This window comes from Evansella vedderi (assembly GCF_030813435.1).
Lineage (GTDB): Bacteria > Bacillota > Bacilli > Bacillales > Salisediminibacteriaceae > Evansella > Evansella vedderi.
This window is the reverse complement of sequence record NZ_JAUSUG010000006.1, coordinates 216,723-242,807: the sequence shown is the minus strand read 5'-3', so window position 1 is coordinate 242,807 and position 26,085 is coordinate 216,723. Positions and strand designations below refer to the sequence as shown.

22 protein-coding genes and 3 riboswitches are annotated in these 26,085 nt (G+C 38.9%); of the genes, 2 read left to right on the top strand and 20 right to left on the bottom strand.

Going from position 1 to position 26,085, the window contains the following annotated elements; genetic code table 11:
* Positions 1–219 precede the first annotated feature (219 nt).
* The gene (locus tag J2S74_RS09865) at positions 220–780 is read left to right on the top strand and encodes a methyltransferase family protein (RefSeq protein WP_307324859.1); all 561 of its coding nucleotides are present in this window, start codon (positions 220–222) and stop codon (positions 778–780) included.
* 137 nt (positions 781–917) lie between these two features.
* Here J2S74_RS09865 and J2S74_RS09860 read toward each other — a convergent pair whose 3' ends face one another.
* From J2S74_RS09860 to metX, 10 genes are all read right to left on the bottom strand, one after another.
* Complete coding sequence (locus tag J2S74_RS09860; RefSeq protein ID WP_307324856.1) at positions 918–1,514, bottom strand: PH domain-containing protein; 597 nt, start codon at positions 1,512–1,514, stop codon at positions 918–920.
* Between the two features lie 79 nt (positions 1,515–1,593).
* Positions 1,594–2,343 (bottom strand): protease complex subunit PrcB family protein, encoded by a 750-nt coding sequence (locus J2S74_RS09855; RefSeq protein ID WP_307324853.1) that lies wholly within the window; start codon positions 2,341–2,343, stop codon positions 1,594–1,596.
* Between the two features lie 146 nt (positions 2,344–2,489).
* A complete protein-coding gene (gene secY, locus J2S74_RS09850; RefSeq protein ID WP_307324851.1) occupies positions 2,490–3,791 on the bottom strand; it encodes a preprotein translocase subunit SecY in 1,302 nt (433 codons plus the stop codon).
* Between the two features lie 647 nt (positions 3,792–4,438).
* Entirely contained in the window at positions 4,439–5,734 is a 1,296-nt protein-coding gene (locus J2S74_RS09845) for a homoserine dehydrogenase (protein ID WP_307324848.1), read from the bottom strand.
* Entirely contained in the window at positions 5,731–7,449 is a 1,719-nt protein-coding gene (gene acsA, locus J2S74_RS09840; protein WP_307324845.1) for an acetate--CoA ligase, read from the bottom strand. Before acsA ends, J2S74_RS09845 begins: the two co-directional genes overlap by 4 nt.
* A 4-nt stretch (positions 7,450–7,453) precedes the next feature.
* Complete coding sequence (locus J2S74_RS09835) at positions 7,454–8,200, bottom strand: ABC transporter ATP-binding protein (protein WP_307324842.1); 747 nt, start codon at positions 8,198–8,200, stop codon at positions 7,454–7,456.
* Between the two features lie 20 nt (positions 8,201–8,220).
* On the bottom strand, positions 8,221–9,084 hold the full coding sequence (locus tag J2S74_RS09830; protein ID WP_307324840.1) for an ABC transporter permease: 864 nt from the start codon (positions 9,082–9,084) through the stop codon (positions 8,221–8,223).
* Between the two features lie 16 nt (positions 9,085–9,100).
* Positions 9,101–10,102: an aliphatic sulfonate ABC transporter substrate-binding protein gene (locus J2S74_RS09825; RefSeq protein WP_307324837.1), complete on the bottom strand. Its 1,002-nt coding sequence runs from the start codon at positions 10,100–10,102 to the stop codon at positions 9,101–9,103.
* Between the two features lie 53 nt (positions 10,103–10,155).
* Entirely contained in the window at positions 10,156–11,952 is a 1,797-nt protein-coding gene (locus J2S74_RS09820; RefSeq protein WP_307324833.1) for a PLP-dependent aspartate aminotransferase family protein, read from the bottom strand.
* Between the two features lie 131 nt (positions 11,953–12,083).
* A riboswitch (SAM riboswitch) is annotated at positions 12,084–12,196 on the bottom strand.
* Between the two features lie 16 nt (positions 12,197–12,212).
* On the bottom strand, positions 12,213–13,313 hold the full coding sequence (gene metX, locus J2S74_RS09815) for a homoserine O-acetyltransferase MetX (RefSeq protein WP_307324830.1): 1,101 nt from the start codon (positions 13,311–13,313) through the stop codon (positions 12,213–12,215).
* A gap of 189 nt (positions 13,314–13,502) precedes the next feature.
* Positions 13,503–13,634: riboswitch (SAM riboswitch) on the bottom strand.
* A 227-nt stretch (positions 13,635–13,861) separates the two neighbouring features.
* Positions 13,862–14,000: riboswitch (SAM riboswitch) on the bottom strand.
* Between the two features lie 647 nt (positions 14,001–14,647).
* On the opposite strand from metX, the gene J2S74_RS09810 reads away from it, so the two are divergent.
* Positions 14,648–14,830, top strand: coding sequence for an alpha/beta-type small acid-soluble spore protein (locus J2S74_RS09810; RefSeq protein WP_307324827.1), 183 nt, complete (start codon positions 14,648–14,650; stop codon positions 14,828–14,830).
* A gap of 399 nt (positions 14,831–15,229) precedes the next feature.
* Here J2S74_RS09810 and J2S74_RS09805 read toward each other — a convergent pair whose 3' ends face one another.
* From J2S74_RS09805 to J2S74_RS09760, 10 genes are all read right to left on the bottom strand, one after another.
* Positions 15,230–15,490, bottom strand: a complete 261-nt coding sequence (locus tag J2S74_RS09805; RefSeq protein WP_307324824.1) for an alpha/beta-type small acid-soluble spore protein — start codon at positions 15,488–15,490, stop codon at positions 15,230–15,232.
* A 27-nt stretch (positions 15,491–15,517) separates the two neighbouring features.
* Positions 15,518–15,754, bottom strand: a complete 237-nt coding sequence (locus tag J2S74_RS09800) for a YozQ family protein (RefSeq protein ID WP_307324821.1) — start codon at positions 15,752–15,754, stop codon at positions 15,518–15,520.
* Between the two features lie 133 nt (positions 15,755–15,887).
* Positions 15,888–16,757 carry an SMP-30/gluconolactonase/LRE family protein gene (locus J2S74_RS09795; protein ID WP_307324819.1) on the bottom strand — a complete coding sequence of 290 codons (870 nt, stop codon included), beginning with the start codon at positions 16,755–16,757 and terminating at the stop codon, positions 15,888–15,890.
* A 124-nt stretch (positions 16,758–16,881) separates the two neighbouring features.
* Positions 16,882–18,138, bottom strand: a complete 1,257-nt coding sequence (locus J2S74_RS09790) for a coiled-coil domain-containing protein (RefSeq protein ID WP_307324815.1) — start codon at positions 18,136–18,138, stop codon at positions 16,882–16,884.
* 511 nt (positions 18,139–18,649) lie between these two features.
* Positions 18,650–19,696: a Gfo/Idh/MocA family protein gene (locus J2S74_RS09785; RefSeq protein WP_307324812.1), complete on the bottom strand. Its 1,047-nt coding sequence runs from the start codon at positions 19,694–19,696 to the stop codon at positions 18,650–18,652.
* Between the two features lie 28 nt (positions 19,697–19,724).
* Complete coding sequence (locus J2S74_RS09780) at positions 19,725–20,450, bottom strand: ThuA domain-containing protein (protein WP_307324809.1); 726 nt, start codon at positions 20,448–20,450, stop codon at positions 19,725–19,727.
* Positions 20,451–20,775: 325 nt separating this feature from the next.
* Positions 20,776–22,443: a glycoside hydrolase family 13 protein gene (locus J2S74_RS09775; protein ID WP_307324806.1), complete on the bottom strand. Its 1,668-nt coding sequence runs from the start codon at positions 22,441–22,443 to the stop codon at positions 20,776–20,778.
* A 283-nt stretch (positions 22,444–22,726) separates the two neighbouring features.
* Positions 22,727–23,752 carry a LacI family DNA-binding transcriptional regulator gene (locus tag J2S74_RS09770; protein WP_307324803.1) on the bottom strand — a complete coding sequence of 342 codons (1,026 nt, stop codon included), beginning with the start codon at positions 23,750–23,752 and terminating at the stop codon, positions 22,727–22,729.
* A 123-nt stretch (positions 23,753–23,875) separates the two neighbouring features.
* Complete coding sequence (locus J2S74_RS09765; protein WP_307324801.1) at positions 23,876–24,718, bottom strand: sugar ABC transporter permease; 843 nt, start codon at positions 24,716–24,718, stop codon at positions 23,876–23,878.
* Positions 24,718–26,034 (bottom strand): sugar ABC transporter permease, encoded by a 1,317-nt coding sequence (locus J2S74_RS09760; protein WP_307324798.1) that lies wholly within the window; start codon positions 26,032–26,034, stop codon positions 24,718–24,720. The genes J2S74_RS09765 and J2S74_RS09760 overlap by 1 nt, the downstream gene beginning before the upstream one ends.
* Positions 26,035–26,085 lie beyond the last annotated feature (51 nt).

Genomic DNA, 26,085 nt, shown 5'->3' with positions numbered 1-26,085 from the left:
CTCTTGTCGTACAATAGACATAGGAGTCTTCCCCCTTCGAATTTGTTGGTTTGGTCACTTACTAAATTCGACATTTGGGGAGGTACTCCTTTTTTTATGCTTTGAAACCCTTGGCCCATAAGGGCCGAGATTTATGAAATTCATTCAAGTAAATGAATTTTAATAAAAAATAACCTTATTCATTGGATTAATTTCATTTTTTTTACACATCCTAGACATATGGAATTTACAGAAATTTTATTTATCGTCCTAATCTTTATATGGGTTTTGGAACGGTTTGTCTATGTAGAAACAGCTCAACCGAGAAAGGAGGATACTGGAAAAGCTTTCTTAATTAAGGGATTACTCCCCACAATGCTATTATGTGCCATACTAGCTAGTTCATTATTAAATACTATAACAGACGAAACAACAGTTATGGCCAGATTTGCGGGGCTTGTTTTTTTAACTCAAGGGCTGTTAATTCGCTATTGGACTTACTTTCTTACAAAACCTTATTTTAGCCGAAAAATCGTGGCTATAAATAATCGGCCATTATTTAGCCATGGACCCTTTCGATTTACCCGGCACCCTTTTCACACAGGGTTCTTTTTTATTGCATTAGGGATTTGCTTATTTATAAGCTCCCATTGGATATCCATTTTAGTGACATTCTTGTTTGTAGGTAGCGCACTTCACTACCGAATGTCATTGGAGGAATCAGTATACGCCGAAAAATACGGTGACATCTACACCTACTGGTGCCGCCACCGCTGCCGCCTAGTACCGTTTATATACTAGAGCAAATCGGAAAAAGCGCTTTTCTTTTTCCGATTTGCTCGATGCAATGAGCGTAGTTGACGCAATCTTTTAAAAGCTCCTACGAGTGTTTTTCTCGTAGGGGCGCGCGTCAACGGAGCCATTGCCCGGATCAGCAGTTATACTTCTGCCGTCTTCAATACCTCCACTCTTTTTTCTAACTCCTTCAAGAACTCTTCTTCCTTTTCAGGGGAAAGTAGAATTTTTTCAAATTTACGCTGAAGTAGGATTCCCTTAGTTATGGAAGTGGAGTATACCATTAATGATGGGAACTGGTTGGATTGACCAACGATCTCCCCATATGTAAGCCAATAATGCTTCCCTACAGCGTGAACTCCTTTTATACCTTTGAGCCTTTCTCGTAAAGCCTCCACACCTATGATCGAATGGTAAGGAATTTTCTTAATTTTTTTCTCATAGAAATGCACCACTAAAGCATCCTCTTCAAATTGGTAGGTTAACTCCTTAGAATCATCCTTTTTGAAGTTATGTGGCATAGGTGGCTTATAAAAGAAATAAAGAAAAGCAACGAATAGATATAATTGGTAATAAAATCCGTGATAAAATATAGTACCAGGGTAAAGAATTCCGTATATCGTTAGCCCAATAATTGCAGTAATGGATAAATAAAATAGTAAAATAAGTTGAATATGGTACTTCCGTAATTTACCAGCTACTCTATCACTTGAAGCTGGAAAATATTTATTCGCAGACACTTATAAACCTCCCACCTTCCTCTTATTTCCATATTATACAATCGACAAGCTATGAGTTCCAAGAGAAGTGCTTTACTACTTACATTGATTCCCCATGCTGTTGAAAGGGATTTCCAAATTCATCCACAACCTCTATTACATTTGTCACCCTATCTTTATCTACGGCTATAATAACGGTGGGATTCATAAATGCTTGTGTTACGATGTCCCCTGCACCTGGGGACTTTTCCTTGACTTTAATAAAAGTAATACCTTCTTCGTTATTAACCTCTAAAACTTCGATAGAGTGCCCCCCTGTATTTTTAAGACCGCCAGAAATAACAATAAAATCTTCCTGACCATTGTTAAAGATTCTCCAATCCCTTATATCCTTGTTTTGTATAGATGAATAATACTCATATACATTGTCTGGCAGCTCATTTCCAGCTACATATCTAAAATCAACTTTACCTCTCATTTCCTCATCTTCCCCCTCTTCTTCCTCTTTTTCTTCTTTACCTTCGTTGTCTTCTTTTTGTTCCTTGATTTCTGCTTCCCTTACCTCTACTTCATTATTACTGGTATCCGTTTCTTCTTCCTTCTTCTTATCTTCCGATTCATTAGTTTCTCTATTTGACTCCTCCTCTACATGGGATTGAACCTTTAGTAAAAAATCAATATTTAAATCTCCTTTGAGCTTAGTATCCCCTTTTAGTTCCTCACTAAGCAACTTTACTAGCATACTATTATCTACTTCCGTTTCGTTGGATTCCATTTTACCCCCGGTACCACATCCTGTTACTATTAACATCAACACAAGAGTACCTATTATTTTTTTCCCCAGGGACATATGTAAACCTCCCTTCCCTTAAGTAAGAAAAAAAGATCAGATTCTCCTGCAAAGTTTATTTTTGGGCCTTTACCTAAAAGGTTTTCCGTCAAATAATACCTTACTCTGAGAAGTCTGATCTCTTTAAAGTCGTCATTTAATTATATTTACGAAGATCTTTTTAAGAACCCGCTATATCTGCGGTCGATTAAGTGGCTCTCCACTTGTTTCATTGTATCTAAGGATACACCAATTACAATTAGTAATCCTGTACCACCAATCTGCACTGCAGGTGGAAGTCCAGCTGCAGCAGTTGCAATTAAGGGAAGTATCGCAACGGATGCAAGGAATAAAGATCCTACAAATGTTAAACGGTACAATGTACGAACAATATACGTTTGTGTTGCTTGACCAGGACGAATTCCTGGTATAAAGCCGTTTTGCTTACGTAAATTCTCTGCCATTTGTTCAGGGTTAATTTGAACGAACGTATAGAAATACGAGAAAGCAATAATTAATGCAGCGTAGAAGACCATACCAGTTGGATTAGATAGATCAAAAACACGCATTACCCAAGCGGCAAAAGAGTTCTCTGCACCAAATATTCCTGCTACCGTTTGTGGCATAAAGAATAATGCCATTGCAAAGATTACTGGAATTACCCCAGCTGCATTTACTTTTAGTGGAAGGTGTGTTGATTGTCCACCTGTTTTACGTCCACCTACAGCTAGTTTCTTTGCATATTGTACTGGAATTTTACGAACAGCTTGGTGTACAAAAATAATACCAACAATAATAGCAAGTATAGCAAGGAAAATCAGTAAAATAGTTACAATATTTAAGAATAATTGGTCTCCAGCTTCTAATATATAAGTGGAATATAATTGATTGACTCCTGTTGGAATACCAGCTGCAATACCACCCATAATGATAATGGAAATTCCGTTTCCAATACCTTTTGCAGTAATTTGTTCCCCAAGCCACATGAGGAATGCAGTACCCGCTGTTAATACAATGGCAATTAATAAATATGTTGTCCAAGTAGGGTTAGGAATTAATCCTGGCATAATGTTATTAAAACCAATAGATAAAGCCAAAGCTTGGAAAAATGCAATACCAATCGTTCCATAACGAGTTACTTGTGCCAACTTCTTACGGCCACTTTCTCCTTCTTTTGCCCATTCAGCAAATTTCGGAACAACGTCCATTCTCAGTAGCTGAACAATGATCGATGCAGTAATATACGGCATGATACCGGTTGCAAAAACAGAAAACCTTTCTAATGCTCCTCCACCAAATGTGTCTAGAAATCCAAAGGCAGCAAGACCTTCAAAATTTAGAACTTCTGCATTAACCCCAGGCGCTGGAATATGTGCTCCGATTCGGAAGACAACCAGCATTAGTAATGTGAAAAGAATCTTGTTGCGTAGATCTCCCACGCGAATAATGTTACGGAGTGTTCGAAACATGTGCAGCACCTCTACCTTATTAATTATGTCGACCTTTACTACCTCTATAATTGGTCCATTAATAGAATAATATCATAAAACAACACAAGATTTTGATAATTTTTTAAAATAGTGTAAATTGGATGGAATTTCTACTCTTTTTTAACATAAAAGCTTTCATTGTATTCTATTATATAGGACCTTTGTAATATGATCATTGGTGGATTTACTAGATTTAATAAATTTAATTACCTATTTGGTCCACTCCTATTTCAGGAAAATTGATTTCCCTATTTCCACCCCCCTGTTCAAACTAGGTATTGTATATTCTGAATTTTCTTCCAATACCATTTTCGTCTTTCCTGCCCATTTTATGTCCATAAATTAACAAAAAATAAGATCACTTAATCCCAAGGATAATTGGGATAATATTTTGTTTGATCTGTAGCAACGAACGGGACTGGAAAATCTAAATTATCCTTCTACTTTGACACTTCAACTCCGTTCGACCAACGAAGTGTCAATACTCTTTATTTGTGATGAGTATCCGTAGGTAAATTTGACCTCTAACCGATGGCACCTGAAGCTAGATAGCTTTCAAATTTTCTTTCTTTTGAACAAAGAAAACCGCCTTAAAATTGCTCTTAGGCGGTTATTCTACTTGTACTCTAAAAGGAAACGGTTTTCTTCTCCTCTTTCTTTTCTCCTACTATATCCCCTGCACCTATATTTGTTAAAACGGGATATAATTGAATATCCTCACCAAAGGCTTCTAAAGCTTGCTGCTGGTCAAAATTCAAATAAACAATAGCACCAGTCTTTTGCTCGGGACGAAGACTAGAAACGGTTAGTTTTTGAGCACCAACAGAAGTTAACCATTGACTCAACAAAGCTTCGTTACCAGTAACAAACCATAGCCCCGTATAGGAGGAATCATCCAAGACTTTTTCCGAAAACCCATGTTCCACAAATTCAATCCCTTGCTCTTCCACCTTCTCGTCCTTACGGAGCAACAAGTTGACTAAATCTTCCACAATGGCACTAGCCGTTGGATATTTACCTGCCCCTGGCCCTTGAAGCATGACAGAGCCCACAATACTTCCTTCTATATGAATGCCATTATTTACTCCTTCGACTCCATATAAAAGATGATCATTTAAAACAAGGCATGGCTCAACGGAAGCTTCCACATTGTCTCCAACCTTCACTAACGACGCAACGTGTTTGATTCGTCCATTCAATTGATTAGCTAACGAAATATCTTCAACTGTAACATGACGAATGCCCTTAGGCTCTCCCTTCCACACAGGGGCCTTACCGTAAATCCAATGGCTTAGAATAGTTGTTTTAAAATAGGCATCCCAACCATCCACGTCCTTATCTGGAACAGCCTCTGCATAGCCCTTTTCCTGGGCTTCCCTTAAGGCTTGAGGAAAAGAAGCTCCCTCTTCCCTCATTTTAGTAAGCATGAAGTTAGAGGTTCCATTTAATATCCCTTCTAATCGATCTACTGTGTTTGTTTTTAATGTGTGACGAATCGTATTTAACAGTGGAATACCACCGGCCACCGCTGCCTCATATAAAAGGTGACATCGGTGATCGGTGGCTAGCTGATGAAGCTCTTCCCCGTATTTTGCCATAAGTTCTTTGTTTGCAGAAATGACGGAGACCCCCCGTCTTAACAGCTCAGTCACAAAGGGATAAGCCGTTTCTGCATCCGGGGAAGCCTCCACAACAACATCAAGCCGATCATATTCCAACAAATCTTCCAATCGATTTGTCACCTTTGTCACTGGAAGAACATCTCGATCCTTCTCCACGCTTTTAACGAGAACAAAGGGAATATGTAAGGAGCGTCCTAGTAATGCTTCTATTTTCTTTGCTTTCCTTTCCAGCGTTCGGTAAACACCTTCACCAACGGTGCCAAACCCGATTATCGCTACTTGAAAAGTCGGCTGATTCATACGACAGACTCCCCTTTTAATTCTCTCATTTTATTAACCTCTTTTTCTTTAAGAAGTCGACGAAGAATTTTCCCGCTTATTTTTGTTTTAGGTAATTCATCTAATACTTCAATTTCCCTAGGTGCAGCATGGGCAGCTAATTTTGCCTTAACGAAAAGACGGATTTCTTCATTTAATCCTTGAGATTCTTCGTAGCCCTCTCGAAGGGTTACAAAGGCTTTTATAATTTCCCCTCTAATAGGATCAGGTTTTCCAATAACGCCTGCTTCTGCTACTGCTGGATGTTCAATGAGCTTGCTTTCCACCTCAAACGGTCCCACCTGCTCCCCTGAGGTTTTAATCAAATCATCATTACGCCCATTAAAGAAAATATAGCCATCCTCGTCTTGGTAAGCGGTATCTCCAGAAATATACCAACCGTTATCTGTAAAATAGGATTTATATTTTTCTTCGTTTTTCCAAATCTCCTTCATAAGTCCCGGCCACGGTGCTTTTACCGCTAATTGCCCAACAGACCCTCGCGGCAGCGGCTGATTATTTTCATCTAGAATTCCTACCTCCACACCTGGGAATGGCCGTCCCATTGAACCAGGCTTAATTACCTGTGAAGGGAGATTAACAATTAGATGTCCGCCTGTTTCCGTCATCCACCACGTATCATGAATTCTAACGCCGAAAGCTTCATAGGCCCAATAAATTACCTCAGGATTTAATGGTTCTCCCACACTTAACATATGACGTAAGGAGGATAGATCGTAATTTTCATAAACCTTTCCTTGGCTCATGAGCATACGAAAAGCTGTTGGTGCACTGTACCAAATGGTCACTCCAAACCTTTCAATAAGGCTGTACCATTCCTGAGCATCAAACCGCCCTCCGTGAATAACGACCGTTGCACGGTTCAACCACGGAGCAAAAACACCGTAAACACTTCCAGTTACCCAGCCTGGATGAGACGTACACCAATAAACATCTTCATCATGAATATCTAATACCCATTTACCAGTAATATAATGATGAGATACGGTACGGTGGGCATGAAGTACCCCCTTTGGTTTTCCCGTGGACCCAGAAGTATAATGGATGAGCATACCCGCTTCCTTATGGAGCCACTCTATTGGCGATTCCTCGTCATCCTCTATCCACTTTGCTTCATCCTTTAGTTCATCAATGTTCCATGTTTTCACAACAGAAGGAATTTCCTTTAAAGGAACTCGCTTACCTAATTCCTTATCAGTAATTAAATATTGTGCTTCACAGTCGGTCATCCGTTCCTTGATTGCCTCTTCCATAAAGGCTTCGAAAAGCGGGCCAGCAATAGCTCCCACCTTAATCGCAGCTAAAATGGTAAAATAGCAATCCGGTGATTTAGGTAGGAAAATAAAGACTCTATCCCCTGCCTTTACACCATTTTTCTTCAAAACATGAGCATATTTATCCGTAATGTTTTTCACTTCAGCAAAACTAAATTTCTCATCCCTAACCCCATTTGTAAATAAAAGGGCTGTTTTTTCACCATAGCCTTCCTCTACATGTCGGTCAATTACTTCGTAAGCAGCATTCCATTTCCCTGTTGGGGCTTTCGATAAGGCACTTACGGCATCATCCCAATTAAAAGAATTAACCGTTGCTTGATAATCTTCTAAATGGTGCTTCCTTGTTGCTTGAGGAGGAAGGTTGTGTTGTTTGTTTTCTTTATTCACGTCTGTAGTCATCTGTTTATGCCTCCCTAACTAAAGGTTCCTTCCCAAGCTCTAATGCTTTAAGAATTCTTTCCTTCATTTTTACTAGTTCTATATCTGACTTGCTTCTTGGTTTCGGTTTTCGAATTTTAATATTATCGTAAACTTCACCTGGCTGCCCTTTTAAAATAACGATTCGGTCACATAAATAAAGAGCTTCATCAATGTCGTGAGTAACGATCACCATCGTAGGACGATAGCTGTTCCATAAATCGAGGAGCATATCCTGAAGCTGCAGCTTCGTAAAGGCATCTAATGCACTAAATGGTTCATCTAGTAAAAGAGTTGTTGGTTCTGTAACAAGGGCTCTGGCAATGGCTGTACGTTGCGCCATTCCACCAGAAAGCTGCTTCGGATAATAATGCTCAAAGCCTTCTAAGCCTACCTGCTTTAATAGCTGGATAGCCTTTTCCCGTTTCTCCTTTTTGTCCCCTTCTAATCCAAAATACACATTTTCCAGAACGGTAAGCCATGGCATGAGTCGTGCCTCTTGAAAGATAATTCCTAAGTCTTTATTTACAGACCGACTTTGTTCTCCATTTACCTTAATTGTTCCTTCATAACCTGTATCTAAACCAGAAATGGCACGTAAAACGGTGCTTTTACCGCAGCCGCTTGTTCCAAGGAGGCCAATGACTTCTCCCTTTTCTGCATGGAAGGTAACGTCTTTCACTGCTACGTCCCCTGAAAAACTACGGCTCACCTTTTCCACTGATAAACTCATCTCTAAATGCCTCCTCCGTATTATTTACCTTGAGATTTTTCCATTGTGTCCTGCCAGTGTAATGCTTTTTCTTGAAACTTCTTCAATATCGTATCTGTGATTTTTCCTAAAATAGCAAATAAGATAATGCTAGATATTATTACCGCTGGTTGGGACATGTTTTGCCCAAACACTAGCAAAAATCCAAGTCCTTGACTCGCTCCCATCAGTTCAGCAGCCACAACGAACATCCATCCTAAACCAAGACCGCTCCTTAGTCCTATGAAAAATGATGGCAACGAGGCAGGTAAAATAATTCTCTTTACCAACTGATAAGTGGATAAACCATAGGCTTTCCCCACTTCAATGAGCTTCCGATCCACCGATTGAATTCCCCCGGTAATGTTTAAGTACACAGGGAAAAATACTCCTACTGCAATTAACGTAATTTTTGATCCTTCTCCAATTCCTAGCCAAAGAATGAATAGTGGTACCCAAGCTAAGGAAGGAATGGCACGGAAGGCTTGAATCATCGGATCAAACATCGTTTCTGCCTTACTGAACATTCCGACAATAGATCCTAGTACAACCGCTGCAAGGGTCCCCCATAAAAATCCCAAAAATACTCGATACAAGGTAATACTAGTATGAGTCCATAGGGATCCGTCTAAGGCCATAGCCCAGATAGTTTGGACAATAATGGTTGGAGCTGGGAGCTGGTGAGGTGCAACGTAGTTGAACCTCGAAGCAAGCTCCCAAACAATAATGAGTAATACTGGAAGTAGGAGAGAAAGGCCAATGTTTCCCCAAGGGGATTTCGCTCCAACTGCTTTTTTGTCTATGCTAGTAAATTTCTGAAACCAAGTTGTTTTTTCTGTATCTTGCTGCCCTTGGGAAATTGCCATTTGTTTTTATCCTCCTTTATTGATTAATAACCCGCTCCGCAAACGATGGGTCAATTAATTGTTGCACGACATCCTCTAGATCAACACTGCTGTTTATAACTCCGGCCTCTTGTAGTACAGTACCTGCTTCTATAATGCTGTCAATATGCTCTTGACCTGGTACTGGAGTGGAGAAGTTATTTCGCTCTAACTGTAACTCTGCCACGCTAATATCAATTCCTGCCTCACGAGCCATTATTTCTGCCGTTTCTCCTGGATTTTCTAATACCCATTTACGTGCTTTTTCATAAGCTTCAATTACTCGGTCTACTGCATCTGGATAAGACTCAGCAAAGGCTTCACGAACATTTAAGAATCCGTATGTGTTAAAGCCTGGGTTTCGGTAAAAGAGCTCAGCTCCAGTTTCTAATTCTAGACGAGCCATGTGTGGATCTAACCCTGCCCAAGCATCCACCTGGCCGTTGGACAATGCATTTCCCCCATCACTATGCTGGAGATTTACCACTTCTACATCATTTACGCTTAGACCATGTTCAGCTAATGCTCGAACTAAGAAAATATAAGGATCCGTTCCTAACGTTGCTGCTACCCTTTTTCCTTCTAGGTCCTCTACCGATTGAATGGAAGAGTCAGCTCCTGTTACAAGTGCCGTCCATTCTGGTTGAGAGAAGATATAAACGTTTTTAATAGGTGAGCCATTCCCTTTGGCAATTAAAGCGGCCGCACCTGCAGTGGATCCGAAATCAACACTGTTGCTGTTTAAAAACTCTAACGCACGGTTACTACCTTGACTTAATACGTACTCGATTTCTACTCCTTCTTCTTCAAAGGCCTCTTCTAACCAACCAAACTCCTTTAAAACAAGGCTTGTTGGAGAATAAAAGGCGTAGTCTATTGTAATTTTTTCTGGTAAACTACCTTCTCCGCTGGCTCCTGAGCTAGAGGAACCACAGGCGGCAAGGAGGGTAATGCTTAAGGAAACTGCTATAAATAAAGTTATCGTTTTAATGAATGACATGTCTTTCTCTCCTTTTAGATCTAGATGTTTGGATATTTTAGTTTCAAAGTTTATTAGATTTCACATGCAAAGGTGGAGATAGTGCCGCGTAGTCGTTGTGCTTCTTTATACGTGCATCGATTGTGAACGACTTCTAATCCTGCTTCCTTTGCAATTACTGCTGCTTTTTCGGAAATAACCCCTTCTTGGAGCCAGAAGATTTTCGGGCGAACAATTGCCGCTTCTTTTGCCAGTTCCACTGCCGCATCTGGGCTACGGAAGATTTGTGCAATATCAATTGGTCCCTCAACACTATTCAAGTCAGGATACGCCTTTTCCCCTAAGACCTCCGTTTCCCTTGGGTTAACAGGAATGATCTTATAGCCTAGTCGCTGCATTTTTCTCGCTAAACGGTGACTTGGTCGAGCTGGGTTACTGCTTAGACCGACAATCGCTAACGTTTTTTGACGTTGCTTTGATGGGTCTGTTTCATCCACTGTTGTGGCTGTGGATAATGCCCACTTTATAACTCCTTCGTCATTAATGACGATTGCTTTTTCTTCTCCTTTTCCAAGACCAGTTGCTTGTAATAATGCTTGATCTAGGTCCTTCGATAAGTCTTCCACGTTTTCAATACCTACAGAGAGTCGAACTAGATCTTCTGTAACTCCCGTTGCAACAAGTTCATCCCCAGACAACTGCTGGTGAGTAGTTGATGCTGGGTGAATGATCAGGCTTTTTGCATCCCCTACGTTTGCCAGGTGAGACCAGAGGGAAACATTATTAATTAACTTACGTCCCGCTTCAAGGCCACCTTTAATTCCAAAGTTTAGGACCGAACCATATCCGTGTTGCAGAAGCTCTGAAGCATGCTCATGTGAGGGATGGGATTCTAGCCCCGGATAGTTTACCCACTCAACTGCCGGATGCTCTTCTAAGTATTTAGCCAGCTTTAATGCATTTTCATTATGTCGCTGAACTCTTAGATGTAATGTTTCTAAACCTTGAATAAGCTGGAATGCGTTAAATGGACTTAAGCATGCCCCAAAGTCACGTAATAGCTGCACTCGGAACTTGGTTGCAAAGGCAAGTGTTCCAAAGTCCTTCGCATAGACGATTCCGTTATAGCTTCGGTCTGGTTCATTGAATCCTGGGAATTTCTCCGATTGCCAGTTGAACCTTCCTCCGTCAATCACAACCCCACCGATAGAAGTACCGTGACCACCGATCCATTTTGTTGCGGAATGTACTACAATATCTGCCCCATGGTTTAATGGTTTACATCCGTATGGGGATGGGAAAGTATTATCGATAATTAATGGAATACCCGCTTCGTGTGCCACATCGGCTACCCCTGCAATGTCTAAAACATGTAAGCTTGGGTTACCTACTGTTTCAGCAAAAACTGCCTTTGTATTTTCATTAATGGCTTCTCTGAAATTATTTGGATCAGTTGGATCTACGAAATGAACCTTAATTCCGTATCTCGGTAAAGTAATGGAAAATAAGTTGTACGTTCCACCATATAAATTCGTTGCTGCAACGATTTCATCCCCAGCACCAGCTATGTTTAAAATCGCTAAGGAGATAGCCGCCATACCTGATGAAGTAGCAACTGCTGCCACACCGTCTTCAAGTAAAGCAATCCTTTTCTCAAAAACATCTACCGTTGGATTTCCAATTCGGCTATAAATGTTACCTGGCTCATCTAAGGAGAAAAGGCTCTCTGCGTGATCCGTATCATGGAAAACATAAGAAGTAGTTTGATAGATTGGCACTGCACGTGATCCTGTTGTAGGGTCTGGTGATTGGCCTCCGTGTAAAAGTACTGTTTCTAAATTATAAGTATTGAAGTTTTGTTCTTTGCTCATGTATAAGTCCTCCTAAATTTTAATGGAATAAAAACAGGACACTCCCGCTTTAACGTTTTAATGAATTAACACTTTATTGTAAAATAAAACACCCTCCTCTTTAAGAGAAAGGTGATTGTTCCTATACCTTTCTCTCATCTTTCAAAACGAAATCGTTTTGCAGGAATTGGCACCTTCCAAGGAGGATATCCTTGGTGGTTGCCGGGCTTCATCGGGCCAGTCCCTCCACCTCTCTTGATAAGAGATTTTCAATTGTTTTTTTAATTTACAGGTCTTTTTTCCTTGAGTGCCTCATGTACAAAGGCTCCCCATTTATCGAACTCTGTTAAAAAGCCATCATGGCCAAATATGGTATCCACTTCCTTGTAATTCACTTGCGCACCCGCAATTTCCCAAGCCTCAGCTAATCTTTCCATATCAGCAGGTGGATATAGTAAATCTCCTTTATAGGAAATAAGATAAACTTCCTTTTGAAAGCTAGAAAGCGTCTTCTCTAACGTATTCCTTCCAGCCTCTATGTCATGGTTATCCATAGCCTTCAACAAGTACAAATAGCTGTTTGGATCAAAACGCTTCGTGAATTTATCCCCTTGGTACAAAAGGTACGATTCCACTTGATAGGCAACTTCTTTATGTTTCGTTCCCCACTCATCTTTTTTCTCACGATGAAACCTCTGGTTGAATAATTGATCCGAACGATAAGTGATCATCCCAATCATTCTAGCAAGGGAGAGTCCACTCGTTGGAAAAGAGTGATCTGTATAATTTCCTTCATTCCAATTTGGATCATCCATAATGGCTTTTCGAGCAATCGCGTTATAGGACATTCCATAATCACTCAACGACGAGGTAGCAGCCATTACGATAAGTTTTTCCACCATCTCCGGGAAGGTAACTGCCCATTCCAGAGCTTGCATCCCTCCAAGAGAGCCGCCGATTACCCCTTTCAACTTCTGGATTCCAAGGATATTTAATGCTTCCTTTTGAGCCTTTACCATGTCTCTCACAGAAATGAAGGGTAATTCTGTTCTGTAAGGCTGATCGCTAGCAGGATTGATCGATAATGGTCCAGTAGAGCCGTTGCAGCCACCAAGGACGTTAAAGGTGATTACCGGCTGCTCGTAAAGATCCACATAACCTGAGTAGTTAATTAATCCTCTCCACCAGCCAGGCTCCTCTTCGGTACCAACTGTGTGCTGGTTGCCAGTTAATGCGTGGCAAACGAGAATTGGATCTCCGACTTCAGGTCCTGCCCATTCATAGGCGAGTGTTACGTCTTTTAATTGTATGCCAGATTCTAATGTAAATACAGGGAGTGTAACTGTACCGGTTTTCACCTGATTAAGTTGCTTTACAACCATAATAGCGCCACACCTCCTCTTCTTCAACAAAGCTAAAAACGCTGTTAAAATTTGATGTTGATGTTCCTGCGGGAGTCTCGTACTCCGCTTCAATCAATGTTGTTTCAAACTCAACACTATCCTTTAACAAAGCCAACTAAAAAAGTCTCTCTGTAAAAAGACAGAGAGACGCGAGATTTATCATCATCTCTCTTATCTTTCAAAGCGATTATCACTTTGCTGGAATTGGCACCTTTCTTTGCTGCGCAGCTAAATGGTTCACGCAGTTAAGATGGTTGCCGGGTTTCATCGGGCCATTCCCTCCACCTCTCTTGATAAGAGCTTTAATATTTAGTTATAAAAGTTTGAATTATTTTCACTATTCAAAAGTTATCAATAGTTTAATTAATTTGAATCTTATCATTTACATTAAGATTCGTCAATATTTTTTTCTGATAAAACTCATCGGAATAATTGATTTTATTTTTGATAAAATAAAATCCCTCCACCGACATAGCAGCAAAGGGAAGTGATAGAATGTGTCATTAAATTTCTTACTAGAAATTCCATTCTCATCTCCCAAAGCTGATCTCTCGCTTTGCAGGAATTAGCACCTCTGCTATCCAAACAGGCTTTCTCAGAAGTCGCTGTTGGATTGCTGGTTGCCGGGCTTCGTCGGGCCAGTCCCTCCACCTCTCTTGATAAGGAAAAAACTTTAATCATTTGAAGTATTAAGTTGTTAAAAATCTTAACATCTCTTTCGAGAATTGTCAAAGAATTTTTTATTTAAAATCATCTTATGCGTTTAGTTAAGAAGTATGATTCTTTTATTTTTTGCATTGTTAAAGTCAAGCAAACGATGTGGGGAGGAAGGACTTTTATTAAATATTGAGCTTTTACACAGCCTTTATTAAAGGCTCATTTGCATAGAATGTTGTTTTTAAAGCAAAATTTTTTGCTTGGATACGCTACAGGCGGACCTATTACGCCTAAAGGCAGCCCACGTCCTATGGGCAACGGCGTAATGTCACCGTCCTGGTTCCGCGGGCAACGCTTCAGCCTCCTCGGGAAGAACACCCTGCGGTGTCTTCAGCTGCTCCTGTGCCGCTCCGCTTACTCGTCGCAAGAAAAGACTTGTTGCTTTTCCCGCTGGAGTCGCCGCCTTCCGCTTCTCCAAGCTTTTTTATATAAAGCTACAAAGTTTACAAAACTACCTTATTAAAATTTAATGCTTTGTAAAAGGCTCTACATCGCTGTTAGAAGGTAGAAGAAAAAATTGCCACGAAGGAAAAAGTATAGGAAATTCTCATGCTGTCATACTAGGAGTAACCTAAAACAAAGCGAGGTGATACAGAATGGCACGAAGCAACAAACTTCTAGTTCCAGGAGTAGAAGCAGCTTTGGATCAAATGAAGTATGAAATCGCGCAAGAGTTTGGGGTTAAACTTGGTGCAGATGCAACTTCTCGTTCTAACGGTTCTGTAGGTGGCGAGATCACGAAGCGTCTAGTCCAACAAGCAGAACAACAAAAATTTTAATATTTGGCTTTAACGCGTAGGAGGTTTCCTTCTGCGCGTTTTTTTATTGGAGAGGATTTATTTTTAAAAAAACTTTTTTACGACGCTGTTCCTTTTGCGTCATTTAGAAGAGCCTTCTATTCACGTGACAAAGAGTGTTTTTGGAAACGCGAACTTTTGGGGGGCTCTGTTTTCCCGTGGCAAAGAGTGTTTTTGTTACGCGAATTTGAAGTATTGCTCCGTTTTCGCGTTTCAATGAGTGCTTTTGTTACGCGAACTTTATGAGAGACATCTTCCATGAACGTGATTTTCTCTTTTCCAGCTCTTTTCCCGCTCATTAAAACAAAATTTTTTCCTTTCACAATATAGATACCAATAAAAAGGTGTTAGCCTTCAACTAACACCCCTAATTCATACAAATTATTTGTTATACTTCTGTCCTAATTGCTTTTCCGCCATCTTCACTAGCTCTTTTACCATATTTCCGCCGATGTTACCACCGATTTTTCCGGCATCCTTGGCTCTAAGATTCCCATTATAGCCTTCTTGTAGATTAATTCCTTGTTCCCTTGCTACTTCATACTTCGCTTGATTCGGATCCATGGAATTGGTAACTTGAGCCTTTAAGCGGTCTAGTCCTTCCCTTGCTTCAGGAACAAGAATTTTATTTCTCCTTGCCATAGTACTACCCTCCTTCATGAGAAATGATTACTGGTCAAAACCTTTTCGAGGAATTTCCTCACCATTATCTCCCTTTACCTTGTTGTTCCCATCCATTTGATCGATCCTTGCATCAATGGTTCCTTCTGTATAAGCATCAGAAACCTGCTCATGTGTCATGGCTAAACCGTGCTCTGTATCGTCATTGCTTTTATAACCTTCTACTTCATATGACTTTTCAGCAATTTTGTCTGCATCATTATTTGTCACTTTATTGTTCTTCATCAATATCGCCTCCATTTCATGTATAGGATTTGCGTTTTGATAAAAAATATGATGGAATAATCCTTTCCAACAAGTCTTGGATTTTTTTCTCAAAAAAAAGCACCCTAATTATAATTTAGAGTGCTAACTTTAACTATTTAAATCGATAAGTTGGACTACCTTTAACAGCTGTTTTCACTTTAAAAAGCCCACCGGCAAGGGGTTGCTTCTCTAATTGTGATGGGGATAAACCATTTCTAGCTGTAGTTACAAATAATTCGTTCATTTCCTTTCCTCCAAAACAACAGCTTGTTATTCGATCAACTGGGAATTTAATCTCTTCGATTTTTTTACCGGTTGAAGGATCCCACCTGGTTATTTTAGCCCCATCCCAATGGGCGATCCAAAGATGACCATTAACATCGATAGTCATGCCGTCAGGGAAACCTTCACCCTCTGGAATGGTGATAACAAAGTGCTTATTACTAATCTCACCACTTTTTAGATCATAATCAAATGCAGCCACTTTTTTTGTTGTTGTATCGATGAAATACATCGCTCCCCTTGAAACATCCCATGCAAGGCCGTTAGATATCCCAACATCACCAATTATTTTTTTTACGCCATAATTAGAATCTAATCTGTAGAGTGCCCCGTTATTTCCCTTAGCCTCCAAATGCATTGTTCCTGCCCAAAAACGGCCTAAAGGATCTACCTTACCATCATTAAAGCGATTTTCCGGCTTATCCTTTTCTGGATTATGTATAAGAGTTAATTTTTTTGAAGGGATCTCAAGTTCATAAAATCCATTTTGCAAGCCAAGAAGCAATCCACCACCTTCCTTTAAGACAGCACACCCCACATACTGATCGAGCACAATTGTTTCATTTTCTCCCGTTTCCGGATCTAAAACATGTATTTTTCTCTCCATAATATCTACCCAATACAGTTTCTGCTCCATCTCATCCCAGCAAGGACCTTCACCTAAAGTTGCTTTTGCATCCAAAATTAATTCCGGTTTCATTTTTTCTCCTCCTATTTTTGTTTCATTTTATTATTAAACGGGAATATATTTTCTATAGTAAAAACAAAAACGAGGGTATGCCATTTTCCCTACGACACCCCTCGTTTAAATTACTACCTTACTATTAGTCAATTACTCGCACTACACGTCCATTAAAGCGCTGTGCCCAGTAGCCACTACTCATGCTGGCAATTGCGACACCAGTGGAGCTTTGCGCTCCGATGAACTGACCGCCTCCCATATAAATAGCAACGTGTCCATCACGCTTATACGTATCAAAGAACACTAAATCCCCTGGGCGTCTTTCACTTGCAGGTACTTGGCGGCCTGCATGTATTTGAGAATCGGTACTTGCTCCTATACTAATACCAATTTGAGAAAATGCCCAGCGAGTAAACCCAGAGCAATCGAATCTTCCGTTATCTATGTCATATTGGGTTCTTCCACCGCCAAAAACATAGACTGAATTTCCAAAATACTTAAAACCTGCTTGTATCAAATCACTTACTGTTCCATTTGTTGTGGCAGTCGTTTGAGAAGATGCAGTTTGCGTATTCCTGTTAGAAGATTGAGTTACTGAGCTGCTTGTACTAGCTGGTGATGCACTGCTAGACTCTTCTTCTTGGCGACGACGCTCCGCCTCAATTCGTCGCTTAATGTCTTCCTCTGCATTTCTCAAATCAGTAGCATGTTGTGTTAAATCTTCAATTAAAGCATTTACTTCATTTTCTTTACTTTTTAGAGTCTCTAGTAACTCATCATTTTGTTCTTTTTGGTCCAAAATATGATGCTGCATTCCTTCTAACTCTGTCATCATTTCTTGAAGCTGAGTTAGCTTCTCTTCAAGTTCTGCTTGTTTTTCAACCAACTCCTGTTGGCTTTGTTCAAGCTGGTTAATGAACTCTGTATCTGCTCTAGCAATCTTAGCGATGGCAAGGACTCGATCAATAAAATCACCGAAGCTGCTCGCTCCTAGAAGAACTTCTAAGTAGCTAATGTTCCCACCACTTTTTTGATAAGATGCAGCTCGCTGCCCTAACAATTCCATACGGGCATCAATATCCGCTTGTTTTACCTCGATCTCTACTTGTAAAGCATCTGTTTCTTCTTGAACAGAGTCTATTTCATCCGTTGTTTCTTCTATTTTTTTCTCATTATCTCTCATAGCTTCATCAAGCCTAGCTAATTGAGCATTAATTTGATCAATTTCTGTCATTAAATCTGCTACCTGTTGCTCCGCTTCGGATAATTGAGACTGAACCTCCCTTCGTTCCTCCTGAATATGACGTAATTCCTCATTCGTATTAGCTAATACTGCAGGTACAAAAACGACACTTCCCAATACGGTAAACATACTTAGTAACGCAAGCTTCTTCAGCACTCTCTCCCCTACTTTCCATCGACATTTTCCACTGTTTTTTTATGTATTAACAACTAATTACTCCAATGGTACCAGTACATGTAAACTAGATACTCTATTAATCTATTACCATAACCTAGCAAATGTAGTATAACATTCCTAAGTAACAGAAATGTAATATAAATATTACAATTCTATTACTAGAAAACGACATATTAATAGAGTTAACCCCAAAGATTTCCCCTTTCACTATATTTTTATACTTTTTATGCTTAAAACTTAAGGTATCTTTGTGTAGATTTTGGGGAGAAATATCGAAGGTTTTGTGAATTAGTAAAAATAACATGGACGGAGGTTTAAAACTAAAAAGAAACACTTAAAAAATATGTAAAACGCTGTCTTAACCTGTTTTCCAAAAAAAAAAAGTGGATTCATTCTGTAATAAACAAAAATGGGTAACCCAGAGGAAATTCCTTTGACGTTACCCATTGTCTTCTTCTCATGAAGTATTTATTATTCTAAAATACTAGTATTATAAACGGACGCTTTTACCAGTCTTACAACTTTCATAAATAGCATCGATAATTTTTGAAACCTGTAATGCCTCTTCCGGTTGTACAACAAGCTCTTCTTTTCCTTGACAGGAAAGGACGAAATTTCTTGCTTGTGGTATTCCCGGATCTTCTTCTCCTGGGAGCCAATTAGCTTGACTATTTAACAACATGCCGTTCTTTGCTTCATTAAATTCAAAGGGAAATAAATCAATCCCACCAGTAGTTCCAGAAATGCTGACATTTTCTTTGTCTTCCTTTATGTTCGCTGACCATGAAGTTTCAAATAATAGGGAAGCCCCATTATCAAATCTTATATATGCTGTTACATGGTCATCCACTTCAAATGTTTCATGGTCAAAGTTTCCCCACTCATTCACTTGATTCGGCATTTTACTTAATTTGTTATATGTTGTGCCCATTACTTCAACAGGATTAGGGTTTCCTAATAACCAAAGAGTAAGATCTAGAAAGTGGCAACCATAATCGATTAAACTGCCTCCCCCTTGGAGATCTTTATTGGTAAATACTCCCCACCCAGGAACTTTACGCCTTCTTAACGCTTGTACTCGTGCTACGATGGGTTCACCAATTTGATTATCTAAAATAACCGTTTTAGCAGCTTTAGAGTCCTTCATGTGGCGGTAATGATAGGCAATAGAAAGGGTTTTTCCTGATCTTTCCGCTGCTTGAATCATGACTGTACACTCTTCCTTATTCATGGCCATTGGTTTTTCGCATTGTACATGAACTCCCGCCTCTAGTGCTTCAATGGTAATTTCAGCATGAAATTTATTTGGGGTGCAAATGGTTACCGCATCCACATGGTTAAACATTTCCCGGTAATCTTGAAATACGTGAGGAATATTAAATTTTTCTGCTGCTTGTGCAGCTGTTTCTTCATTTATATCAGAAACAGCTACTAACGATACTAATTCACTTAATTGTTGATAAGCAGGAATGTGACGCCCTTGGGCAATTCCCCCTGCACCAATGATTCCCATTCTTATTTTTTTCGTATATGCCATTTTCTAATACCTCTACCATTCGTTTTACCTAATTTTTCTGTTTGATTTCTTCTAATGGCTTTGCATTACCATAAACTGGTTTCGGAAGCTCCGTTGGCTTTGCCCAATGTACAGCATTTTTAATGACTTGCTGAATTTCTGTATGATGATACGTAGGATACGTTTCATGACCAGGACGGAAATAAAAGATTTTTCCTTTTCCCCTTTGATACGTGCATCCACTTCTAAATACTTCCCCACCTTCAAACCAGCTCATAAATAGGAGTTGATCTGGTGCAGGAATATCAAAATGTTCTCCGTACATTTCTTCCTTTTCTAGCTCTATATACTCCCCAATCCCTTCTACAATTGGATGACTAGGATCCACAACCCACAGCCGTTCCTTTTCATCTGCTTCACGCCACTTTAAATCACATGTAGTCCCCATTAGTGATTTAAAGATCTTAGAGAAATGGCCTGAGTGGAGAACAATTAACCCCATTCCATTTAAAACCCGTTCTTTAACCTTTTGTACTATTTCATCTGCTACTTCATGGTGTGCGAGATGTCCCCACCAAATGAGAACATCCGTCTCACTAAGGACATCATCCGTTAAACCATGCTCCGGCTCATCCAGTGTAGCTGTTCTCACATCCAGGCCTTCTTCATTCAGAAAGTCTGCAATCACTCCGTGAATACCTTTTGGATAAATTTCTCTTACGAGAGGATTTTTTTGTTCATGACGATTTTCATTCCATACAGTAACGTTTACCATTGGTCTATTCCCCCTTTTATTATGTAGTTTTAAATATAAGCTTAACATGCTTACTAGCATTCACTTATTTTCAAAACTATTATATATATCAAAAAAGCGATAATTAAATCGCTTTTTTCACTTAAACTTAAACTAAAAACTTGATAAAATCTGTTCAAAAAGGTCGGTTTTTGAGCTTTTTGAACAGATTTGAAGCAATGAGCGGAGTCGCTGCTTTTCTTTAAAGCTTGCTAGGAGTGGTTTTCTCCTAGCAAGCTCAGCGAACGGAGCCATTGCAACACACTTTTTGACACTCTAAGAATTATACAATCAAAACTTGCGAATATTACTTTAATCGATATACTCTTGCTTCATACGGTTTAAAGGTAATAACTTTCTCCTCATCATCTGATTGAACATCGTAATTGCTAATTAATAAGTGTTTCGATTTTTTAGCTATAGTAGCAGGTAATGCAAAATCAGCTTCTTCTGCAAATAAGTTCGTTAAAACTATTACTTCCTCCCCATGAAGGGTCATTGTGTAGGCAAATATTTTTTCGTGATCCTCTAAGATCAAATCATAGCTTCCATAAATAAGCACATCATTTTCTTTTCTAAGTTCGATTAGTTTTTTATAATAATGATAAATGGATTGCGGGTCTTTTATGGATTGTTCCACATTGATTTCTTTGTAGTTTGGATTTATTTTGAGCCAAGGTGTACCAGTAGTAAATCCAGCATTTTCTTCAGAACTCCACTGCATGGGTGTCCTCGAATTGTCTCGGCCGTTCTTCCAAATTACCTCCATTATTTCCTCATGAGTCTTACCTTCTTCTAGTTCGTTGTAATAAAGGTTTTTAATGGCTACGTCGTTATAGTCTTCAATAGAGTTAAACTTAACATTTGTCATGCCTATTTCTTGCCCTTGATAAATAAATGGCGTTCCCTGCATAAGGAAGAACATCGTAGCTAGACATTTTGCTGATTGATCCCAGTACTCTTTGTCATTTCCCCAAGTAGAAACAGAGCGAGGTTGATCATGGTTTTCTAAAAATAGAGCATTCCAACCAATACCATCAAGTCCTTTTTGCCATTTTGTAAATGTTTCTTTTAACGTGTCTATATCAAGACCGCCTTCCACACTTTTCCCCCATAAACCTAAATGCTCAAATTGAAAAATCATATTGAAACAGCCGTTTTCTTCTCCGACCCATTCATCTGCTTGTTCTACCTTTACACCATTTGCTTCACCTACGGTCATAATATCGTAATTAGCAAAGGTTTCCCGTTTTAATTCTTCTAAAAAAACATGAATACCTGGACGATTCATATGACCTTTAAAGGAAGGAACGTATTTCTTTTTCTTTGGATTTGGTAAATCAGGAAATCCTGGGACTTTCTTTATATGGGAAATGGCATCTACACGGAAACCATCGATTCCTTTATCAAGCCACCAATTGACCATATCATATAAATCCTTACGAACCTTTGGATTTTCCCAGTTTAAATCCGGTTGTTTACGTGAAAAAACATGCATATAATATTCTTTTGTTTTTTCATCATATTCCCAGGCTGAGCCACCAAAAATGGATTCCCAATTGTTAGGTTCCTTGCCATTTTTACCTGGATGCCAAATATAATAATCTCTATATGGGTTATCTTTAGAAGAGCGAGATTCTATAAACCAAGGATGTTCATCAGATGTGTGATTAATTACTAGGTCAAGAATTAACTTCATACCACGGGAATGGACTTCTTTTAATAGTTGATCAAAATCATCCATCGTACCGAACTCATCCATTATTCCTTTATAGTCACTAATATCGTAACCGTTATCATCATTCGGCGAACTAAAAATTGGACAGATCCATATAACATCTATTCCTAAATTCTTTATATAGTCTAGTTTAGATATAATTCCTTGAATGTCCCCAATACCATCACCATTCGAATCCATGAAGCTTCGAGGATAAATTTGATAAGCTATAGCTTCTTTCCACCATTTTTGTTTCATATAGACTTCCTCCTTATCTATTATAAAAGTACCATATTGGACTTAATGGTGCAAGCGTTTGCGCAATAATTCGTTAAATTTTTATTTATTATTATATATGCAAATTACTGATAAAAAATCTCTTATTTTATTTCATATTAATTTCAAATGATTCTTTAATTAAAAAAGAAGAAGTCTAATACAACTTCTTTATTTTTGGCAGAGACACTGGTATACCACTTCAAATAAAAACACCCCTTTATGCAATTGTTTGCACAAAGGGGTGTTTGCACGACCCTATCGGTTATTCCATTTTTTTACACGTTTGTCTTTTGATAAGTCTATGAGGAATGATTACCTTTTTTTCCTCTATATCAGGGTCATTAATTTTATTGATTAAACAATGGGTTGCTTGTAAACCTAAATCGTAAATATGAATATCTACTGTTGTCATAGGTGGTGAAGATAGCTCTGATATCATCACATTGTTAAAGCTGACGATCGACATGTCATCAGGAACATGTACTTCCATATCCTCAAGCATCCTTATAACCCCGAAGGTCATAATATCATCTGCTACAACTAGTGCCGTTGGACGTTGGTCAATAGACATAAGTTCAATTACAGCATCTTGACCACCTTCCTTCACCTCTGCATGGTGAACGATATAATCTTCCCTAAGTTCTATATTGGCATTTTGTAATGCTTGTTCATACCCTTTCATATGGTCAACCGTTACAACATAGTCAAGGTTTCCACCAATAAATCCGATTCTTTTATGCCCCAAGAGTACGAGGTAATCGGTTACAGTTTTGGCAGCTTTATAATTATCATTATTGACAAATGTTACTTTACTTTCATCAATATTGTATGGTCGCCCAATAAGTACAAAAGGAAATCCATGCTCCAGTAAAAAGGGCATAACTTTATCATTCACTCTGGAATATAGCAGCAATATTCCGTCCACCCTACCGCCATAAACCATTTGCTTCACTTCTTCAAGAATTTCATCTTCTGTTTGGCCAGTAGATAAATAAAGTCCATAACCTTCTTGGTAAGCTTTCGTCGTAATTCCACGAATAACCTCTGGGAAAAATGGATTTTGAAAAGCAACCTTTGCAGAATTAGGCATAATCACACCAATTGTTTTTGTACTTTTATTCGCAAGACTTCTCGCATTCAAATTAGGATGGTATCCTAACTCTTTCATCGCTTCTCTAACACGTTCTTTCGTCTTTTCACTTATTCTAGAGCTATTCGAGATTACTCGAGATACGGTTGATGGGGCAACATTTGCCCGTCTAGCGACATCTTTTATGGTAACCGCCATCCGGTTCCCACCTCCTCTAATTCCTCTTTATTTTAGCTTTAGCAAACGACTTATTCAATAGTTTTCAAATAGAAGAAAAGGAGAGCAGGGATTATTTGCTCCTTCACTCTCCTTTAAGTAAACTTATCCTTTTGTCGCACCGGCAGTTAATCCTGAAACAAGGTAACGCTGTAATAATAGGAAAACTGTTGCTATTGGAATCGCAATTAAAATTGCACCAGCAGCAAATCGAGTAAAGTTATTCGCAAACTGATCATTTACAAAGTTAAATAACCCTAGTGCTAACGTAAAGTTCTCAGGACTTCTTAAGATTATTCGCGGTAAAATAAAGTCCATAAATGGAGCCATAAAATTAAACAGAGCAACGACCGCTAAGATTGGCTTAGCTAATGGCAACATGATGGTGAAGAAAATTCGGAAATGACCTGCACCGTCAATTTTTGCCGATTCATCTAATTCCCTTGGAATGGTATCGAAATATCCCTTCACAAGGAAGGCATTCATTGGAATAGCTCCACCTATATAAACAATGATTAAACCAGTTAATGTATCTAGTAAGTTAACTGTGTTTAATAAAATATATATTGCTACCATCGCCATGAGAACTGGGAACATTTGTAAAAGTAAAAATGCATAAAGTCCATACGTTCTTCCAACAAATCGATAGCGGGAAAAAGCATAAGCCACCAGGGAAACGAATAAAACGGCAAAGAACGAAGTAGCGGTGGCTACAATTATTGTATTTTTATACCAAACCAAGTAATCACTGCGAGGGTTAGTAAATAACCACTCATAGTGCACTAGTGACCAATTTTCTGGAATCATACTTGCCCCATATAGACTTGTCCCTGGATTTAGTGAAAGACCTAAGGTCCAAAGTAATGGGTAAAAAATAACTACAAACATAAGGGCAATAACACTATAAATTCCTGTTAATTCTATTATATTTTTTGTTTTTCTGCTCATTAGATTTTACCCTCCTCTTTAAATGAACGAGTACGGCGGAATTGGAAGAAGGCAAATCCAGCAACCATTAATCCAATAATAATGGAAATAGCCGCTGCCATATTAAAGTTCTGTGTTTCGAAGGTTAAACCATAAACCCATGAAATTAAGATATCCGTTCCACCAGCATTTTGTCCACGAACAGCAGGTCCACCTTGGTTAAATAAGAAAATGATATTGAAGTTATTAAAATTACCTGCGTATTGCATTATTAATAGTGGTGCTGTTGCAAACATAACATGTGGAAATGTTATGTTTCTGAATTTTTGCCAACGGGATGCTCCATCTATATCTGCAGCCTCGTACCAATCACTGGATATACTCTGTAATACACCTGTAAATAAAGCAAATACAAACGGAAAGCCTAACCATACTTGTATCATAATCAATGCAATTTTTGTCCAAAATGGATCGCTTAACCAATCAATTCCAAAACCTAGTAACGGTATTAGTAAATCACGGTTAATCGCCCCAAATTGATCATGGAATATTGCTGAAAAAATTAAAATGGTTACGAAACCAGGTACTGCCCAAGGTAAAATAAAAACGGTTCGGATTAATCTCTTAAACTTAACACGGGGATCATTAACGATAATTGCTAAAAATAGGGCGAGAGCAATTTGCAGCGTTGTCGCTACGAATGTCCAAATTAACGTCCATGACAATACTGTGAAAAATGTATCTCGCCATATTGGTATCGTTACTAAGGCAATAAAATTATCAAACCCCACCCAGCTTAATAAATGTCTCGGTGGTGCATTGTGTATATTGTAATTAGTAAAGGCAAGAAAAACCATGAATAATAGAGGGAAAACAACTACAAATATTAATAGAAATAAGCCTGGTCCTACTAATAAGTACGGGAATCCCTTATCCCAAGCATTTCGAAATTCTTCGCGAATCGAAGAAGGCTTCCAACCTTGTTGTATTCTCTTTGCGTCCTTATAGGCATCCATTAAGTTAGCCACATAAAAAGTTACAGCAAAACTAGTTAAAATGAGGGCCATAATACCTTGTGCTAAAAGTACTCGGGAATCATCAATACGTGGAATTTCCCCTAATGTAACAAGTCCCCAAAAACCAATATTTAAAAAATCATTAAACACAATTATAAAAGCAGCAAAGAGAATGAAAAAGATCGAACCTTTTATTTTCCTGCCATTGTACACTTGTCCTATACCAGGAATGATGGATAGTATAGCTGCCATTTTGGGATTATGTGATTTTTTTTGGGAATGGTTGAGGTTGACATCATTTGTGTCTTCCTTGTTAGCCATATCAGTTACCTCCTGCTTTAAAGAATAGGATGGAGGGCTAGAAAAACACCC

Coding starts and splice junctions, on each gene's coding strand:
- J2S74_RS09865 (WP_307324859.1), top strand. CDS start 220: ATGGAATTTACAGAAATTTTATTTATCGTCCTAATCTTTATATGGGTT.
- J2S74_RS09855 (WP_307324853.1), bottom strand. CDS start 2,343: ATGTCCCTGGGGAAAAAAATAATAGGTACTCTTGTGTTGATGTTAATA.
- secY (WP_307324851.1), bottom strand. CDS start 3,791: ATGTTTCGAACACTCCGTAACATTATTCGCGTGGGAGATCTACGCAAC.
- J2S74_RS09845 (WP_307324848.1), bottom strand. CDS start 5,734: ATGAATCAGCCGACTTTTCAAGTAGCGATAATCGGGTTTGGCACCGTT.
- acsA (WP_307324845.1), bottom strand. CDS start 7,449: ATGACTACAGACGTGAATAAAGAAAACAAACAACACAACCTTCCTCCT.
- J2S74_RS09835 (WP_307324842.1), bottom strand. CDS start 8,200: ATGAGTTTATCAGTGGAAAAGGTGAGCCGTAGTTTTTCAGGGGACGTA.
- J2S74_RS09830 (WP_307324840.1), bottom strand. CDS start 9,084: ATGGCAATTTCCCAAGGGCAGCAAGATACAGAAAAAACAACTTGGTTT.
- J2S74_RS09825 (WP_307324837.1), bottom strand. CDS start 10,102: ATGTCATTCATTAAAACGATAACTTTATTTATAGCAGTTTCCTTAAGC.
- J2S74_RS09820 (WP_307324833.1), bottom strand. CDS start 11,952: ATGAGCAAAGAACAAAACTTCAATACTTATAATTTAGAAACAGTACTT.
- metX (WP_307324830.1), bottom strand. CDS start 13,313: ATGGTTGTAAAGCAACTTAATCAGGTGAAAACCGGTACAGTTACACTC.
- J2S74_RS09810 (WP_307324827.1), top strand. CDS start 14,648: ATGGCACGAAGCAACAAACTTCTAGTTCCAGGAGTAGAAGCAGCTTTG.
- J2S74_RS09805 (WP_307324824.1), bottom strand. CDS start 15,490: ATGGCAAGGAGAAATAAAATTCTTGTTCCTGAAGCAAGGGAAGGACTA.
- J2S74_RS09800 (WP_307324821.1), bottom strand. CDS start 15,754: ATGAAGAACAATAAAGTGACAAATAATGATGCAGACAAAATTGCTGAA.
- J2S74_RS09795 (WP_307324819.1), bottom strand. CDS start 16,757: ATGAAACCGGAATTAATTTTGGATGCAAAAGCAACTTTAGGTGAAGGT.
- J2S74_RS09785 (WP_307324812.1), bottom strand. CDS start 19,696: ATGGCATATACGAAAAAAATAAGAATGGGAATCATTGGTGCAGGGGGA.
- J2S74_RS09780 (WP_307324809.1), bottom strand. CDS start 20,450: ATGGTAAACGTTACTGTATGGAATGAAAATCGTCATGAACAAAAAAAT.
- J2S74_RS09775 (WP_307324806.1), bottom strand. CDS start 22,443: ATGAAACAAAAATGGTGGAAAGAAGCTATAGCTTATCAAATTTATCCT.
- J2S74_RS09770 (WP_307324803.1), bottom strand. CDS start 23,752: ATGGCGGTTACCATAAAAGATGTCGCTAGACGGGCAAATGTTGCCCCA.
- J2S74_RS09765 (WP_307324801.1), bottom strand. CDS start 24,718: ATGAGCAGAAAAACAAAAAATATAATAGAATTAACAGGAATTTATAGT.
- J2S74_RS09760 (WP_307324798.1), bottom strand. CDS start 26,034: ATGGCTAACAAGGAAGACACAAATGATGTCAACCTCAACCATTCCCAA.